At 63.7% G+C, this 15,901-nt stretch carries 15 protein-coding genes; 5 read left to right on the forward strand and 10 right to left on the reverse strand.

Annotated elements, in window-relative coordinates:
- Positions 1–30: 30 nt before the first annotated feature.
- The 3 genes from AB0H22_RS08395 to AB0H22_RS08405 form a co-directional block, all read right to left on the reverse strand.
- Positions 31–294, reverse strand: coding sequence for a protealysin inhibitor emfourin (locus AB0H22_RS08395; RefSeq protein WP_180751869.1), 264 nt, complete (start codon positions 292–294; stop codon positions 31–33).
- A gap of 10 nt (positions 295–304) precedes the next feature.
- The gene (locus AB0H22_RS08400) at positions 305–1,339 is read right to left on the reverse strand and encodes a M4 family metallopeptidase (protein ID WP_180751868.1); all 1,035 of its coding nucleotides are present in this window, start codon (positions 1,337–1,339) and stop codon (positions 305–307) included.
- Between the two features lie 93 nt (positions 1,340–1,432).
- The gene (locus AB0H22_RS08405; RefSeq protein ID WP_358146215.1) at positions 1,433–3,019 is read right to left on the reverse strand and encodes an ABC-F family ATP-binding cassette domain-containing protein; all 1,587 of its coding nucleotides are present in this window, start codon (positions 3,017–3,019) and stop codon (positions 1,433–1,435) included.
- A gap of 159 nt (positions 3,020–3,178) precedes the next feature.
- On the opposite strand from AB0H22_RS08405, the gene AB0H22_RS08410 reads away from it, so the two are divergent.
- A complete protein-coding gene (locus tag AB0H22_RS08410; protein WP_358146217.1) occupies positions 3,179–4,135 on the forward strand; it encodes a hypothetical protein in 957 nt (318 codons plus the stop codon).
- Position 4,136: 1 nt separating this feature from the next.
- Here AB0H22_RS08410 and AB0H22_RS08415 read toward each other — a convergent pair whose 3' ends face one another.
- Entirely contained in the window at positions 4,137–4,859 is a 723-nt protein-coding gene (locus AB0H22_RS08415) for a hypothetical protein (RefSeq protein WP_358146219.1), read from the reverse strand.
- A 114-nt stretch (positions 4,860–4,973) separates the two neighbouring features.
- Positions 4,974–5,630: a M15 family metallopeptidase gene (locus tag AB0H22_RS08420; RefSeq protein WP_358146221.1), complete on the reverse strand. Its 657-nt coding sequence runs from the start codon at positions 5,628–5,630 to the stop codon at positions 4,974–4,976.
- Positions 5,631–5,680: 50 nt separating this feature from the next.
- Between AB0H22_RS08420 and AB0H22_RS08425 the strand changes: the two genes are divergently transcribed.
- From AB0H22_RS08425 to AB0H22_RS08435, 3 genes are all read left to right on the forward strand, one after another.
- Entirely contained in the window at positions 5,681–6,715 is a 1,035-nt protein-coding gene (locus AB0H22_RS08425; RefSeq protein WP_358146223.1) for a catalase family peroxidase, read from the forward strand.
- On the forward strand, positions 6,715–7,236 hold the full coding sequence (locus AB0H22_RS08430; protein ID WP_358146225.1) for a cytochrome b/b6 domain-containing protein: 522 nt from the start codon (positions 6,715–6,717) through the stop codon (positions 7,234–7,236). The genes AB0H22_RS08425 and AB0H22_RS08430 overlap by 1 nt, the downstream gene beginning before the upstream one ends.
- 66 nt (positions 7,237–7,302) lie before the next feature.
- Positions 7,303–8,130, forward strand: a complete 828-nt coding sequence (locus tag AB0H22_RS08435; protein WP_180751939.1) for a glycoside hydrolase family 16 protein — start codon at positions 7,303–7,305, stop codon at positions 8,128–8,130.
- Here AB0H22_RS08435 and AB0H22_RS08440 read toward each other — a convergent pair.
- Positions 8,112–9,002: a helix-turn-helix transcriptional regulator gene (locus tag AB0H22_RS08440; protein ID WP_358146227.1), complete on the reverse strand. Its 891-nt coding sequence runs from the start codon at positions 9,000–9,002 to the stop codon at positions 8,112–8,114. The genes AB0H22_RS08435 and AB0H22_RS08440 overlap by 19 nt on opposite strands.
- A 156-nt stretch (positions 9,003–9,158) precedes the next feature.
- On the opposite strand from AB0H22_RS08440, the gene AB0H22_RS08445 reads away from it, so the two are divergent.
- Positions 9,159–10,067: an alpha/beta hydrolase gene (locus AB0H22_RS08445; RefSeq protein ID WP_358146229.1), complete on the forward strand. Its 909-nt coding sequence runs from the start codon at positions 9,159–9,161 to the stop codon at positions 10,065–10,067.
- 80 nt (positions 10,068–10,147) lie between these two features.
- Here the strand turns inward: AB0H22_RS08445 and AB0H22_RS08450 are convergent, their stop codons facing one another.
- The 4 genes from AB0H22_RS08450 to AB0H22_RS08465 all read right to left on the reverse strand — a co-directional run bounded on the left by AB0H22_RS08450 (position 10,148) and on the right by AB0H22_RS08465 (position 15,852).
- Positions 10,148–10,639, reverse strand: a complete 492-nt coding sequence (locus tag AB0H22_RS08450) for a hypothetical protein (RefSeq protein ID WP_358146231.1) — start codon at positions 10,637–10,639, stop codon at positions 10,148–10,150.
- Between the two features lie 8 nt (positions 10,640–10,647).
- On the reverse strand, positions 10,648–11,145 hold the full coding sequence (locus AB0H22_RS08455) for a hypothetical protein (RefSeq protein ID WP_358146233.1): 498 nt from the start codon (positions 11,143–11,145) through the stop codon (positions 10,648–10,650).
- Positions 11,146–11,179: 34 nt separating this feature from the next.
- Positions 11,180–14,356, reverse strand: a complete 3,177-nt coding sequence (locus tag AB0H22_RS08460) for a DUF4185 domain-containing protein (protein ID WP_358146684.1) — start codon at positions 14,354–14,356, stop codon at positions 11,180–11,182.
- Between the two features lie 386 nt (positions 14,357–14,742).
- A complete protein-coding gene (locus AB0H22_RS08465) occupies positions 14,743–15,852 on the reverse strand; it encodes a GGDEF domain-containing protein (RefSeq protein WP_358146235.1) in 1,110 nt (369 codons plus the stop codon).
- Positions 15,853–15,901: the final 49 nt, after the last annotated feature.

Below are 15,901 nucleotides of genomic sequence, written 5' to 3' on the forward strand. Positions count from 1 at the left end.
ACTGTCAGGTCCGGCCGCTCGAGCCGCCCGTCAGATCCGTTCTTGGACAACCTGCCGGACGGCGTCGGGCAACAAACTCTCCGGGATGTTCCGGGTGGTCCGGTCAGACCCGCTGACCCGGGTCACCGTGTAGGTGAAGCGGTCAGCCCCCGGGTCGCCTGGCAGCGATCCGGGGCTGTCCAACAATCCATCCAGTGCACGCCGAGCCTCGGGGTCCAGGCTCTGGTCGGTAGCCGTCCCGCTTGCCGGAAGGCCGGTGAATCCGCCCCTCCGGTCGATGAGGTACTCCACCATGACGCCGACGCTACAGTCCGACCGCGGTCCACGCGTCGTCAATCGCCTTATGTACCGATTCGGCGGCCGCGTTGGCTGCGGAGATCTCGCGAGTCAGGTTGGCGAAGGCCTTCATCTTCATGTTCGGACGGGCCTTCGGGCTGGTCAGGGCCTCGTACCAGACCGTCCCCACACCCTGCCAGGAGTACGAGCCGTGCTTGGTCGCCGCGAGGTAGAACGCGTAGTTGGGGATACCGCTGCTCTCATGCGGGTCACTGCCGGGCACATAGTCGCGATAGTGCGAGGGCTGCGGCGAGAGGCAGTGCCGGGCACCCGGATCCGCCATATCGCGCAGGCAGGTGAAGCCCTTGGCGATCGCACGCGGACCCATGATGTCCTTGCCGATCAGCCAGTCGGCCTGATCCACGGTCTGGCCGGCGCTCCACTGCCGGAACATCGATCCGAACACATCCGACATGCTCTCGTTGAGGCCACCGGCCTCGTTCTTATAGAGCAGGCCCGCCGTGTACTGGGTGACGCCGTGCGTCAGCTCGTGGCCGATCACGTCGTTGGACGCGGTGAAGTCGACGAAGATCTGGCCGTCACCGTCGCCGTATGTCATCTGCGAACCGTTCCAGAACGCGTTGGAGTAGTTGACGCTGTAGTGCACGGAGGACACCAGGGTCATGCCTTCGTCGTCAACGGAATTTCGTCCGAAGCACTCCTTGTAAAACTTTGCAACCGATGCGGTTTCGGTGAATGCGTGCTTGGCGGAGGTATCGGTGGAGGTGCCTGGATTCGCGATCGTGATACCGGGTAGCGAGGTGGTGTGCTTGCAGTCGAACACCGGGGTGCCCGGGGCCGTGGCCAGCGCCTTGGCTACTCCGGCGAATGCATCGGCACGGGCCAACAATCCGGCCTGGGTGGCCTCGGTGTGCGCGTCGCGCAGTGTCCGCCAGGCCGATTCGGACGCGGCCGTAGCCGCCAGGGCCGTCCGCGAATCGTCGGCGACGCTATCATCGTCGGCCAATCGCAGCAGAACATCTTGGGGGATAATGAAACACATCGTGAGTCTCCTTGACATAGCCGCACGTGCGCGGTGTTGGACATGACGAGCTCAGCGTGCGTGCGGAGTCATCCCCCTGGCGTGCGTACTGCACTACCCCATTACCGGTTCCGCCCCCCAGTCCGCCTGCTCGGCCCCGATGTCCTCAAGGAAACCGAGGTCGTGGCTGGCGACGATCACCGCGCCCCGGTAGTCGGATAGCGCCGAGACCAGCGCGTCATAAGACGCGAAGTCCAGGTTGTTGGTCGGCTCGTCGAGCAGCAGCAGCTGTGGTGCCGGGTCTGCCAGCAGCACCGCGGCCAGCGTCGCCCGGAACCGCTCACCACCCGATAGCGTGCCCACCAGGCGGTCGGCGGCGTTGCCCCGGAAAAGGAACCGGGCCAGCCGCGCCCTGATGGTGTTGATATCGGCATGTGGCGCCCGCGCGGCGACGTTGTCCACAACGCTGAGCCCGTCGTCCAGCAGATCGAGACGCTGTGGCAGGAGTCCCAGCGGGACATGCACGGTGACAACACCTTCCGCCGGGGCGATCCGCCCGGCGATCGTATGCAACAGCGTGGTCTTGCCCGATCCGTTGGGGCCCACCAGCCCGACGCGCTGCGGTCCGCGCAGCTCCAACGCGGCGGCCACCCCGTGACGCAGCACCAGGTTGTGGGTGGTGAGCACGTCGCGCCCGGCGGGGACCTCGGTACCCGGCAGGTCGATGCGGATGGAGCGGTCGGCACGCAGCCGGGTCTGCGCCTCATCCAGATTCTCGCGGGCCTTATCCAGCCGGTCGGTCTGGGTCTGTTTTAGCGCGGCAGCCGATTCCTGCGCCGACCGCTTGCGCAGGCCCATGACTATCTTGGGTTCACGCTTGTTGGCCTGCATCTTGGCGCCGTACCGCTTGCGCTGCGCGATCACGCGTTCGGCCTCGGCCAGGTCGCGACGCTCACGGCGTACCTCGGACTTGGCCGTCGAGATCGCTTGCGCGGCAGCCTCTTGCTCGGCGGCCACCTGGTTGGCATAGACGCCGTAGCCGCCGCCGTACCAGGCGATGGAACCGTCGCGCAGGTCGCCGATGCGCTCGACGCGCTCGAGCAGTTCCCGGTCGTGGCTGACCACCAACAGAGTGCGCGGCCAGGTCTCGACAAGATCGTAGAGATGCGAACGGGATTCACCGTCAAGGTTGTTGGTGGGCTCATCGAGCAGCAGGATGTCCGGGCGGCGCAGCAGCAGCCGGGCGATACCGAGCCGGATGACCTCACCGCCGGACAGTTCCCCCAGCCTGCGTTCCAGCACGGCCCTGGGCAGCCCAAGGCGTTCCAGTTCGGCGGCGACCCGGTCGGCGAGATCCCAGTCATCCCCGACGGTGTCGAAGTGCAGCTGATCGGTGGACCCGTTTTCGATGGCCTCGATGGCCGCCAGGACGGGGGTGAGGCCAAGCAGGTCAGGTACCGATTCCTCGGCACGGATGGTGAGATCCTGTGGCAGATAACCAATGTGGCCCGAGGCATGGACGCTGCCCGATGTCGGCCGCAGCTCCCCCGCGATGAGCTTGAGTAGCGTCGACTTACCGGAGCCGTTGACTCCCACGAGGCCGGAACGGCCCGCCGGAACCAACATGTCGAGCCCGTCGAGGGCGACGGCACCGTCGGCGTGAATGTAGGTGAGAGCGCTGGACGTAATGACGGCAGACAAAAGAGAGCCTTTCGAGTGAGGTGGGTTTGAGACCAGACCTCACAGCTCCATGTCGTACCTTCCGTCGGGGATAAGGACGTCAGCCAGGCTAGATGCGGCAGCGTTGGGAGACAAGGGAATTTTCCTCCCAGGTCAGGCCGCCGCGCGTAGCATGCTGCCATGCCGACCGGAGCAACGTCGGAGGAGCCAGCGCGTCAGCCCGCCGATGCGCCGGGAGACGACGGCGCTCCCGCCCCGACCGCCATCGAGGATCCACCGGACCCGGTATCGGTCCTGCGCCCTGTTATCGCGGTAATCACCACAGTGGGTACCCCGTTGACGATGATCACCGCACTGCTGCTGTATTTCGGGTGGGCACGCAGTGACGCGCAGTCGCAGTGGATGGGGATCGAGGTAAGCCTTTTCCGCTTCACCACGCAGGACTATGTGCTGCGCAGTATCAGCACCCTCTATCTACCGATCCTGGCCACTGCGATCATCGGAATCGCCTGGCTGGCAGCGCATCGCGTGTTGACCGAGATGATCGGGCGAGACGGCGTGACCGGTACCGTCCGGGTGATCTGCCGGGCCGCGATGTTCGGTGGGCTGGGTATCGCGATACTCGGCGTGGTCCTGCCCTCGATGACTCGCCGCTGGGAACCCGGGACGGTGGTGTGGCCGCTCATGATCGCAGTCGGCACCGCGGTGGCGGTATACGGGCGGCACCTGAGCCGCCAGGGACAGGAGCGCACCCGGCCGCGCAATGTCATTGCCCGCCCCCCAGATGTGCTCGAGGCCGTGCTCATCGGCATCGTGATTGCGGCAGCGGTGTTCTGGGCGGTGCAGGGGTACGCCGATATCGTCGGCCGGGGGTATGCGCAGCGCTACGAACAGTCGGTGTCGACACTGCCCCGCGCGACGGCGGTCAGCGAGAGCCCGCTGGGTATCGACTCGCCCGTGGTGCGGACCGAGCAGATCACTACCGGACCCAAAACGCTGTACCGCACCACCGGGTTACGGCTGCTCGCCGAGTCCGGCGGCAGGCTGTTCCTGATGACCGAGGGGTGGACCATCCAGAAGGGCAGCATCATCGTGCTGGAGGAGGACCAGTCGGTGCACTGGCAGTTCTCCCACTGACTCACCGCCCCGACGGTGTGGTGGTGGCTGTGGCGCTAGAGGTGGTCGTGGATGACGTTGTGGTGGTGCTCGATGTCGTGGAACTGGTTGTGGAGGAATCAGTCTCGCCGTTCTCGTCCGGTGGCACGAAGCTGTTGTTATCGCGCGAGCATGCGGTCCGGCCGTCGGTCTGCGGGAACGTCAACTCGGGCTGAGTGCCCGGATGCTTCTCATGCCAGGCCAGCAGCGTGGTGACCATGGCCGCGATGGTGTCGTCGACGCACTGCGCCGGGCCGATCTCAATGCCGGTGCCACGCGCCGCGAAGGCCGTAGCCGCCACATTCCATTGGCTCTGTTCGCCGTTCACCGCGGCACGGCATACGGCCACCGCGGCCTCGTAGAGATTGCCCTCGGGTTTCTGGACGTTCTTCAGGCTCGCGCAGTCGTGTTTGAGGAAGTAGGCGTAGACGTCCCATCCCGGTGTCGGGAAGGCAGGGTCCTTGGGCCCGTACGGCACCCACGCAAGGCCGTCGTCCTTGGGCGTCGCGGACGAGGACGAACCGCCGCCGGTACTCCCATGGGAGCCGCCGTCGCGGGTGACCGTCGTCTGATCGGTGACCGTCTGGGTCACCGTATGAGTGACGGTTTCGCCAGCGCCGCCGCAGGCGGCCACGAGGGCTCCGGCGAACACCACGAGGAGGGTGCTGCGGCGAAGTCTCCCAATGGGAGTCGGTGAAGCAGGCATGGCAACCTCCCAGTCGGATCGATCGACCCGAAAAGGAAATTACTCCGACAGGCACCTATTGCACTGGGTACTGGACTACTCGACTTTTCCCGAGAAAACGGAACAACCGTCTCGTCAATTGACCGGCGCGTTGAGGAACGGCCGGTCAACCCCGGCGCCCGGCCCGTCGAAATGCCACCACTCCCCCGAATACACCTGCAACCCGCCGGCCTGCATGGCGCCACGCAGCCGGGCACGGTTGGCCTGCTGGTCGGCGCTTACTCCCTCGGTGGCGTAGGCCAGGGAACGCGGTGAGAAATCGTCGAAGCCGGTACCCATATCGACCAGACCCCGCGCGTTGGCGAGGGTGACGTCCACGGAACGTCCGGCCTCATGGCTGCGCGCGTACTGGCCGGGTTTGGCGACCCAGTTGGGATTCGGCACCACCTGGAACATGCGCACCTGGACTTCATGCGGGCGGTAGCAATCCCAGAAGACCAGCCGCTCGCCGGTGGTGCGCAGGGTGTCGGCGGCAGTCTTGAGCCCGGGCGTCATGGATTCATGCACCAGGCAGCGAGCGTTGGCCGGGTACAGCTGGATACCGGTGAAGTTGTTGGTGGTGGCGTAGCGCAGGTCGATGATCGCGTCGGGGACGGCGGTGCGCACGTCAACCAGCCCGGCGGCGCGGGCGGCGTCGCTGACCGGTGGGATACCGGGGTCGGCGCCGGCGGGTGCGGCCTGGCTGAATACGCATCCGAGACCGAAGGCGACGAGGACGAGACGCTTCAACATCGTTTCATTGTCCCCGGTGCACTCACAGATTCGAGTATTAGGCTCGATTCGTGGCCACACGAAAGCTGGACCGCCGGATGTTCATGGGCCTGGCAGCCGCCGGAGCCGTCACCGTCACGGGGCTGGGCGGGTTCTTGGCCTTCGAGGGCCGGGTCGGGTCACGGTTGACCGGACGCTCCTTCATCAACCTGTTCGAGACCACCGGCGGACGGTTCGTCGGGTATCGACGCAACCACGCCAAAGCTCTTGCGGTGTCCGGGCGTTTCGAAAGCAACGGGGCAGGGGCCGAGGTGTCCTCGGCGACGGTGTTCGCCAAGGGCGTCCATCCCGTCGTGGGACGGTTCTCGGTGGGCGGGGCGAACCCGCACCAGCCGGATACCGGTTCCGGACAGGCGCTGGCCCTTGAATTTTCGCTTCCCGGCAGGCAGCAGTGGCGCACCGCGATGGCTGCCGCACCGGTATTCATGGCACCCACGCCGGAGATGTTCTACGGGCTGCTCTCGGCGCGACTTTCCGGCGATAAGGACAGGGCTGCGGCCTTCATGCGGGATAACCCCGCCGCAGCGGCCGCACAGAAACTGATCGAGGCCGCACCGAAGGCATCGTCGTTCGCGGAGGCCACGTACAACAGCCTCAACACCTTCATTGCCGTCGGCAAGGACGGTGCACGGACTCCGGTGCGGTGGCAGGTGATCCCCGACGGGAACGACGCGGGTGCCGGGGCGAAGATCGGACCCAATTGGATGTTCGAGGCGCTGGCCAAGGCGATTCGGGGCGGCGAACTGCGGTATCGCCTGCTCCTACAGCTCGGTGTGCCCGGACAGGACCCGACGCATGACCCCACTCTGCCGTGGCCAGCCGACCGCCCACAGATCGATGTTGGGACGCTGGTGCTCGGGCACGCGATTGTTCAAGAGCAGGAACGAATCCGGGATACCAACTTCGATCCGACGGTGCTGCCCAACGGGATTGAGATCTCCGATGATCCGATCCTGACGGCACGTGCGGCCATCTACGCGGAGTCGTTCCGGCGTCGGGCGCGAGAAACTCCCGCGCCGGTGGAACCGTTCGGTCAGGACGCGTGATGGCTGACGATTCTCGGTTCGGTCTTCCCGCACAGCTTCTGCATTGGGTAATGGCGGTCGCGATCATCACGATGCTGGTGCTGGGCGCGCTGCTCGTCGGGTCGCTCGGCGATTACCCGTTGGTGCTCGCCTGGCACAAGGCCGTCGGTGTGGTGGTGTTGGTGCTCGCGGTACTGCGCATCGGGAATCGCATCTGGCATAAGCCGCCGCCCTTGTCGCTGGCGCAGCCGGAACGTTTCATCGCGGCGGGATCCGAGCTGGCGATGTACACGTTGTTCCTGGTGCAACCGGTGATCGGGTGGGCGCTGGTATCGGCCTCGGGAGTGCCGGTCGAGATCGCCGGAATGCGCTTTCCGTCGATCGCGCCGACCAGCATCGGGTGGTACGGCACGCTGCGCGAGACGCACGCATGGGTGGCGTACGCGTTGCTCGCCTGTGTGGTCGCGCATGTCAGCGCGGTGCTGTTTCACACCATCGGGTTGCGGGACGGGTTGCTCGCACGGATGCTGCCGCGCCACTAGCAGCCAAAATGGCCGGGGCTGCGCCCAATGGCCAGGTACAACCATTATCGTTTCGGGGTGCCTGAAATGGATCGCCGCAAGTTGATACTCACCATGGGCTTCGGCATTGCCGCAGCCGCCGCCCTGCCTATCGCCACGGCGCAGGCCGATCGGGTGCGTCCGCCGACAGCTCCGCCCGATGCTCAGACGACGGGCTACATCTTCAGCGACGAGTTCAACGGACCCGCGGGTTCGGCGCCGGACGGCTCCAAGTGGGTGGCCTCAAAGTTCCGCGAGAAGATCAAGAACCCGGTGTTCTGGGATCGTCCCGAGAACATGGGCGAGTACCGCGATAGCCGCACCAACATCTTCGTCGACGGGAACTCCAACTTGGTGATCCGTGCGACCAAGGAAGGCAACAAGTACTACAGCGGCAAGCTGCACGGCACATTCCGCGGCGGCATCGGCCACACCTTCGAGGCCCGCATCAAGTTCAACTGCTTGACCAACGGTGCATGGCCGGCATGGTGGCTGCTGAACGACAACCCCGAGCGCGGCGGCGAGATCGACCTCGTGGAGTGGTACGGCAACGGAGACTGGCCGTCGGGCACCACGATTCACGCGCGCCTGGACGGCACCTCATTCGAGACGCTGCCGATGCCGGTGGACAACAACTGGCACACCTGGCGCTGCACCTGGAACGAGGCCGGGCTGTACTTCTGGATGGACTACCACGACGGTATGGAGCCGTACCTGACGGTCGACCAGAATTCCCTTGAGGATTGGCCGTTTAACGATCCCGGATACACACTCCAGCCGATGCTGAACCTGGCGGTCTCAGGCTCCGGTGGCGGCGATCCCTCGGGTGGTTCCTACCCCGCGGAGATGCTCGTCGACTACGTGCGCGTCTGGTAGGCACCAGTCCCGGATGTTGACTCCGGTCGATGGGCTGCAATACGCGCGAGGGCACCAAGCGCGTTGTCCGACTGGGTATTCGGGGTCGGCACCAGAAACGCCAACATCGTTTCGGGAGCCTCGGTGCGCTGGTAGATCTGCCAGTCGAGGGTGAATTCTCCGACAACAGGATGCCGGTAACGCTTGCGGCCGGAGGTGCTGTGGTGCGCGACCGTCTGCGATGTCCACCAGGATTGAAAGTCGCGATCGCGTGCCGACAGCTCCTCTACCAATTCGGCCAGACGGGGATCATTGGGGCGGCGTGCCGCGTCCATACGCAGGTAAGCCACGCATGTACGGCCCACTGACTCCCAATCGAGATACATTGCGCGAACTTGAGTTTCCAAGAACGCCAGCCAGACAAGGTTCCGATGCTCACGCGGCAGTTGCGCGAAGTCCAGAAACAGCGCGGACGCAAGGGTGTTCCAACCAAGGACGTCCAAGTAGGGGCCGAGCACCAGCACGGGTACATCAGTGAGGTGAGCCAGAAGGTTGCGGGTTGAAGCATCAACCGTCATATCGCCGGTCGAGTTGGGGATCGCGGGCTTGCGAGCCAGCGTGCGGACGTAGGTTTCCTGGTCCGGATTGAGCCGCAACGCTTCACATACCGCGGCCAGCGTGTATTCCGAGACGCTGGAGAGTCGCCCCTGTTCAAGCCGCGCGTAGTAGTCGGCGCTGATCCCCGCGAGCTGGGCGACCTCTTCCCGCCGTAACCCGCTGACTCGCCTTATCCCCGCTGCAGGTGGTAATCCCACCTTCGCTCGAGTCAGCTCTGCACGGCGCGCCCGCAGAAACGGTCCTAGCTCGATATTGGCCTTTGCGATGTCTGCCATGGGCAGAGCATGCCACCCCGAATCACCCTGCTACGGGTAGGTAAAAAGTACCTAGGGACAGGGCCTGGTTGCACAACAAAATCTCAACCAAGATGAGTTGGTAGCGGCTGGTTGGTGGTCGGTAGCAGAGATCCGTAGCAGAAGAGGATGCGAATAATGCCCGAGAACGTCCGGTTCCCTAGCAAAGGTCTGCAATTGGCAGGGAACTTGCACTACCCCGACAACACCGATGAGGCGGGCCTGCCTGCCATTGTGGTGAGCCACCCGTTCGGCGGAGTGAAGGAACAAACGGCTGGCCTGTACGCGCAGAAGCTGGCCGAGGAAGGTTTCGTGGCGCTGACGTTCGATGCGAGTTATCAGGGCGAAAGCGAGGGCGAACCACGCTTCCTGGAGGATCCGTTCGCCAGGGCGGAGGACGTTCGGTCAGCAGTGTCGTTTTTGACGACGGTGCCACGTGTCGATGCTGAGCGAATCGGTGCGCTGGGTATCTGCGCATCCGGTGGGTACGTTCCCAACGCCGCCGCCACCGACGTTCGGATCAAGGCGGTCGCCGCGGTCAGCGGCGCCGACATCGGATCGCTGTACCGCGACGGGCTCGGCGGTGGACAGAGTGCGGAGCAGCTTCAACAAGCGCTCGCTGTGGCGGCCGCCGATCGCAGTGCCGAGGCCCAAGGCGCCAAACCAACGCTCGCCCATATAGTTCCCGAGGCCGACGAGATTACCGCTGACACCCCGATGTTGTTTGCAGAGGGATCCGACTACTACCGCACACCCCGGGCGCAGCATTCGAACTCCCCGAATTGGTATGTGGCGTCGAGCATCGTTTCTATCGCGGCGTACTCGTCATACGACCATGTCGATCTCATTTCTCCACGTCCGCTGTTGATGATCGCGGGAACGGAAGCGGACACGCTGTACTTCAGCGAGCAGGCCATCGCCAAGGCCGGTGAGCCGAAGGAGCTCTTCTTGATCGAGGGCGCGACACACATTGACCTGTACGACAAGCCGGAGTACGTCGATCCTGCTGTCGAGAAACTCGCCGCCTACTTCGGCAAGTACCTGTAGCGGGCCACGCGGCGGCAACGGCCGCTTCTCCCAGACAGGCTAGCGGCACCAATCACCGCGCTGTTCCTTTCTGAATTGGGTTAGAAGAGAAGGCTGTTGCCGTCCTGGCGCAGCACGAAACCGCGCGGCTCGGGCTGGCTACTATCCCTGCATGCGGTGAAATCGGGTCCGACCGCGCACAACTCTCCGTTAAATTCAATCTTGTGTCCCGGCGGCAAAACCGGCTCCTGGGCGTCGCGACAATGAATCTCGGCAGGCTGGAAGTACGCAGGACTGCTCGGTGCGCCGCCGGTAACTACCTGTTGCCCACACGGCTTGGATTGAAGAGCCTCCGTATCCACATATCCGGGCAGTGCTTTGCCATAGCAGTGGATGAACCGGCTCTGCCCCATATCGCAGGTATGTCCGAATGGAGTCGAGAATCGCACCGCCTTGTCGGTTGAACGCGAGAGCGGTAGCGGATAGTCAGCCGGACTGTCCGAAACGAAACCGGACACATCGGGGAAACCCGGGGGTTCAGCCTGGGCCACGTCGGCCAGCGCCGCGGCGGTCGCGACCGTTACCGCCGCCATTGTCGCCGCTATACGTGCGGTAGCCAGTGCGAACCCTGCGGTGACAGAACAAACCCCCGCCCCTGGGGGTCTTTACAAGCGGTCAGGCCCGCATCATCGACCCCACACACAACGCCATTAACCGTGATCGAATGAAGCGGCGGAAGACTATTGGCTTGTTGAATCGTCCGCTCGGAATAGGGCGCATTGGATGCCTTCTGAATCCCGCCATTCGTTGAAACAAAAGTATATGGATTCTTGTCCTTCTGCTGTATTCCAGGCAAATTATCACCAGAGCAACCAGCAGACGAATTTAAGAAACTACAAACCGCCCCATCGGGTGAAATAAAATATGTCTGCTTGGCGTCGGGATGCCCCGGGCTAGATGCGTCAACTTTATAGTCATCTGGATTTACCGGGCTGTACGCAGCCAAGTCGGGAAACGGTGGAGGTTCGGCGTGGGTGATGGGAGCCAGCGCTAGAGGAAGGCTAAGCAGAAGGCTGGCGTAGACGACGGTACTTCTCATTAGGAATAATCCTCTCCCCCGCTGCGAGGACGCGCTACCGGTTAACATTGGCGACAAATTCTTGAACGTTGTACGGCGTGTTGGCCTTAGTGTTCCATTGACTCACCAGTATACGCATCGAATCCAAGGTGGATCCGGGCACGATGTAACCTCCATAATTTTGAGGAACTGTTTGCTGTGTCGCGATCACAGTCTTCACACCGTTAGTGAATAGTTCAGCGGGACTGTTAGCGACCAAAACCTCAACCTGACCCATACCCGGAGTGCTGTTAAAACCGGAGAGGACGGTTTTCCCTTCGATTTCCCTCATGCTGAACTCGCCATATGTTTGTCCGTTGCTTATGGGGGCTCCTTGTTGCCCAGCCGGGAGCCAGCCCATACTGCCATCGGGTTGCAGTCCCCAGGCTTGCCAGGTGCTGCGATCAGTGAACGTACTCGGACCAGCTTTCCAGAGGGACAGGCCTTGATCGCGGGCGAAGCCATCGCTGAGCATGTAGACGTTGCCGTCGCTGGATTGATAGCCGCTAAATTGCGATTGCGTTCCGCCAAGATAGTCCCCAGGACGAGTGCTCCCAGCGACGCTCGTCCAGCCACCGCCATTGGGGTCGATCTTCACTAGCCGTGAATCTATCGGCTTGAGGTCCACGACATTGTCGATCATTGCGTAGTCGGTGCCGTTGACGTTGATGGTCCCTGCGGGCAATTGGCTGTGCCCGGCGCCAGGAATCATCTTGTCCGCGTACAGAGAGTCCTTGGCCCCAAACGAGCGATCGAACTGTACGCCTTTGGTGGTGTCGTCTAGCGTGCCTGGCTTGACATGCAGACCCATCGACGGGCTCCAGTCGCCCTTGTAGGCACCCGGCCCAGCGAAAGTGTCACCAGCCAGACCGACTTGACCGCTAGGAGCAATCTCCGTCAGGTCAGTACCACCTGCTCCGATAGCACCAGTCGGCGAATCTGTACCGGCGACCGGACCGAGGTTGATGGCCTGACCGCGCGCCGGTGCCGCTGGTTCCGCGGGAACGACCGTGCTCGGATCACCCGGATCTGGCGCGGTCCCGGACATGAGTTCGACGGACTGTGCCTGCGCTGCGGCGTCAGTAGCCTGACCAGCGGGACCGGACATTGCTTCGGCCGTACCACTGGTGTCCGGCAGCCCACCCGACCCCATGCTGGAGACGGTGTTGACCGCGCCCGCTCCCTGCGACGTCAGCTGTGCGCCTTGACCGACCATGTCGGTTACCTGCGATGCCTGGTCGTTGAGCTTGGTGATCTGCTCCATCTGCGGCTTCAGTTGCGGGTTGACATCCCCGACGGCTTGAGCGGCCTGGTCGGCTTCCTTCTGGGCAGTCTTCACGATCTGGCTGCCGCTGTTGACCGCATCGGCGGTGCCCTGAATACCTTGGGAGACACCCTGAACCAAGGTGATGGCGTCCTGTGGGTTCACCGCACCCGACTGGGCCGAAGATGCCAGCGAGGCGCCAGCCTGCGCCGCGGAACCGAAGCCCTGTGCCGCCTGGCCCGAGGACTGCGCAATGCCCTGCCCGGACTGCACATACGTCTGCACATCACCGGGAAGACCCTGCGCCACTTGCGATGCGTCCTGCCCAAGAGCCTTGGTGTCAGGCCCTTGCTCCTGTTCGTCTTGCTTGCGGCGACGTGTGGAGGCCGCACCCATCAACAGCGCCACGAGATCGTTGTCGCCGGACTGCTTATCGCGGTCCTGCTGCTCTTGCTGATCACGGTCCTTCTTGTCGTCCTTGGACGGGAACTTCGGCAGCTGCTGCTGTTTCTGATTCGATTTGTTCTGCTGCAGCTGTTTCGTCAGGTCATCGAGACGCTGACGGTCCTGGCCGGTCTGCGTCTGTTGATCCTGCAACTGGCGGGTCAGATCATCGATCTTCTGCTGATCCGACTGGTTCGGCTGCTGCCCGCTGTTCTGCCCCGGCGGCTGGTTCTGGGGTGCCTGCTGCGGCTGTTGCGCCGGCTGCTGCACACCCTGATTCGGCTGGCCGCCCTGCGATCCCGGATTAGCTTGCCCACCTTGATAGTCCGGATTCGGCGCGCCCGGTCCCTGCGTGAACGGGGTGGCGTTTTGGTAGTTGGGCATCTGCTCACCATTGGCTGCCCGTTGCCACGAGCCGTCAGCGTTCTGTCCCGGTTGCACCCCCTGCTGCGGGGAGCCAGCGTTGTTCGAGGTCGCCCCCTGACCGGCCTGCTGGTTGTAGATACTCACGCCATTGTTCTGGTCCAGACTCGGGTACCTAGAGTTCGAACCCTGATAGTCAGGCATCTGAGGTCCGCCTTGACTCGGGGGCTGGAACATCTGCCCGCCCCCGGGAGGACCATCACTACCGCCCGGACCACCACAATCAGGCGGGCACGCCGCGTGTGCCTGCGGCACCGTCGCTGGAGTGAACCACCCCAAACCCAAACCACCGGCCGAAAACATCAACACCGCAACCACACCCGCAGTCGCAGCCGTCTTCTGCGAAGCATCTGTAGCCCACTTCCACAGGCCACCAAGACCTTTCCACCAACCCAGATTCGAACAGACCGCCCATAGCAGCACAAAAGCAATGGCCCCCACGGCCGGGAACACATCCGGGTCGGTGATCCACACATACAACCGCGGGGTGACCCCAGCGGTCAGTAGCACCAACCCCAAACCACCACCAACAAGGGCAGCGACCAGGCCGGGATGCCACAGCGCTTCCTGCGCTCCGGCCTTGCCTGCTGGGCGATCACGTTCGACTAGCAGCCCCGACTCGGTCAGCGCTTCTCTGGCCAAGCCGGTCAAGTACTTGCCGCCGGTAAACAAAGCGGCTCCCGCCGCGACGGCGACAAGCATCTGGCCAACACCGAGCGACAGCGACCACTGGCTCTCACCGGTCAGGTTCTGCCACCAGCTGGTGTAGCCGCCCCGGAAGACCCACCACATCGCCAACGAGCCAGCGACCACACCGAGAGCCGCAATAACCGCCCGCACTGACTCGGAGCAGCGTCCCTTCACCGCATCGGACACTGCGGCAGTCACGGGCCTGGCGCCCCACAGCACCAGCTTGACGCCTCCACCGAGAGCCGTCATGCCCAGCAGCAACAGCCCGGACCAACCGACCAGCTCAGCAGCACCATCCCCACTGCGATACAGATTGTGGAGCGCGGCCACCGCACCGACCACCAGCGCCGAGCCGACAGCGAATGATGCCAGGCGGCGAACACTATCGGCACCAGCATCATCACGCGATTCAAGATCACGATCAGGCAACTCATCGGTCGCAACAGATCGGGCAGCGTGGCTGTGGCGCCCTACCGCTGCTGTCAGTCGCTCCGTGGATGCTTCGTATCCGGCCACAATCGTCCCCGTCGTTTCTAAGCAAAGAACTCGCGGAATCAAGAGTACCGACCAATACCGACAATCGTCCACCTTCACAGCAAACTTGTAGTTGGATCACCGCCGAACGCCACCTGGCACGCCACTTCCCCTCACCGAGCCGACGAGCCGTCGCGTCCCACTACGTCTCGTTGAGCTTGGCTACAACGTCTTGGCATGGCTCTGACAGGTCGATGACGGATTGGGCGCGCGACGACCGGCCGTCAGTGCGCGTGGTGATGGTCCAGACCGCAGGACTTCTTCGCGCAGTACATCGCGCCGTCGGCTTCCACCAGGAGGTACGGGACGATAGGCGCAAGCGAATGGATCATTGTGCGATCCGATTCCGGCAGCACGGTGCTGGCCACGCCAACACTGGCAGTCACCGGCACCTCGTCGTCCTCACCGGACAGTGCCTCATCCACCGCGCGCCGGTAGTCGACGTCACGCGGTGAGTCGTTGAGCGCGACGATGCCGAACTCGTCGCCGCCGAGCCGGGCCAGCAGGGCATCTGGTCCGGCCACCGCGCGCAGGCGGTGCGCTGTCCGCTGCAGCACCTCATCGCCGACGTGGTGGCCGAAGGTGTCGTTGACCGACTTGAACGCATTCAGATCGACGACAGCGACGGCTACCTGCATTCCGGGCACGCCTGCCCATACCTCGTACGCCTCCTGCAGACCGCGCCTGTTCAGCAGACCGGTCAGGTCGTCATGACGGGAGAGGTGGTCTTTCCCGACGGCATGCTCGGCGAACTGCGCCTTGCCCAAGTAGACCAGCCATCCTGCGATCACATTGGCCAGGAGCATGGTGCACACCATCGCCGTGAGCACCACCACGCTGGCATCGTGACGAAGCACGGCTCCCGCGACCGCCAACACCGTCCCGGCCGCGGTCACCAGCGATTGGGCAACGACCGCCACCCGGCCGTGGAGCACCGACACGTAGACGTTAGCGCCCAGCAGCCATCCCAGTTTCAAAAAAGCGGCGCCCGAGGCCGTCACCACACAGATGCCGATCAGAATGGCGACGTCCCAGTACACGACGTATGCGATCGATTCCAGATAGGTCACGGGCTTGTTCCGTGCGAATCGGATTCCCCATCCGAACGCCGGAATCGCGATGCAAACACACAGCGCGGGAATGATCGACAAACCGGCGGCTGCCATCAGAATGGCTGCGGCGCCGATCGTCGTGATACAGACCGCGGAGACCAACGAGACCACCCGACGCAGCCGAACCCGTTCCAGGAGTTCATTGTTGGCCTCGTAGATCCGTATGCCGCTACGATGCAATCCCGGGCGCGCGTAAACCCGACCCCGACCTGTGATGCCCACTTATCGCCCTTACCAAAGCAACTATCGACATGCGTCAACCGACATTGCC

It is taken from the genome of Mycobacterium sp. NPDC050853 (genome assembly GCF_040653875.1).
Taxonomy (GTDB): domain Bacteria; phylum Actinomycetota; class Actinomycetes; order Mycobacteriales; family Mycobacteriaceae; genus Mycobacterium.

Bases quoted from the DNA above. Each gene is read 5' to 3' on its own strand.
- AB0H22_RS08455 (WP_358146233.1), bottom strand. From the start codon at position 11,145: ATGAGAAGTACCGTCGTCTACGCCAGCCTTCTGCTTAGCCTTCCTCTA.
- AB0H22_RS08415 (WP_358146219.1), bottom strand. From the start codon at position 4,859: ATGCCTGCTTCACCGACTCCCATTGGGAGACTTCGCCGCAGCACCCTC.
- AB0H22_RS08420 (WP_358146221.1), bottom strand. From the start codon at position 5,630: ATGTTGAAGCGTCTCGTCCTCGTCGCCTTCGGTCTCGGATGCGTATTC.
- AB0H22_RS08440 (WP_358146227.1), bottom strand. From the start codon at position 9,002: ATGGCAGACATCGCAAAGGCCAATATCGAGCTAGGACCGTTTCTGCGG.
- AB0H22_RS08395 (WP_180751869.1), bottom strand. From the start codon at position 294: ATGGTGGAGTACCTCATCGACCGGAGGGGCGGATTCACCGGCCTTCCG.
- AB0H22_RS08435 (WP_180751939.1), top strand. From the start codon at position 7,303: ATGGATCGCCGCAAGTTGATACTCACCATGGGCTTCGGCATTGCCGCA.
- AB0H22_RS08450 (WP_358146231.1), bottom strand. From the start codon at position 10,639: ATGGCGGCGGTAACGGTCGCGACCGCCGCGGCGCTGGCCGACGTGGCC.
- AB0H22_RS08400 (WP_180751868.1), bottom strand. From the start codon at position 1,339: ATGTGTTTCATTATCCCCCAAGATGTTCTGCTGCGATTGGCCGACGAT.
- AB0H22_RS08410 (WP_358146217.1), top strand. From the start codon at position 3,179: ATGCCGACCGGAGCAACGTCGGAGGAGCCAGCGCGTCAGCCCGCCGAT.
- AB0H22_RS08430 (WP_358146225.1), top strand. From the start codon at position 6,715: ATGGCTGACGATTCTCGGTTCGGTCTTCCCGCACAGCTTCTGCATTGG.
- AB0H22_RS08445 (WP_358146229.1), top strand. From the start codon at position 9,159: ATGCCCGAGAACGTCCGGTTCCCTAGCAAAGGTCTGCAATTGGCAGGG.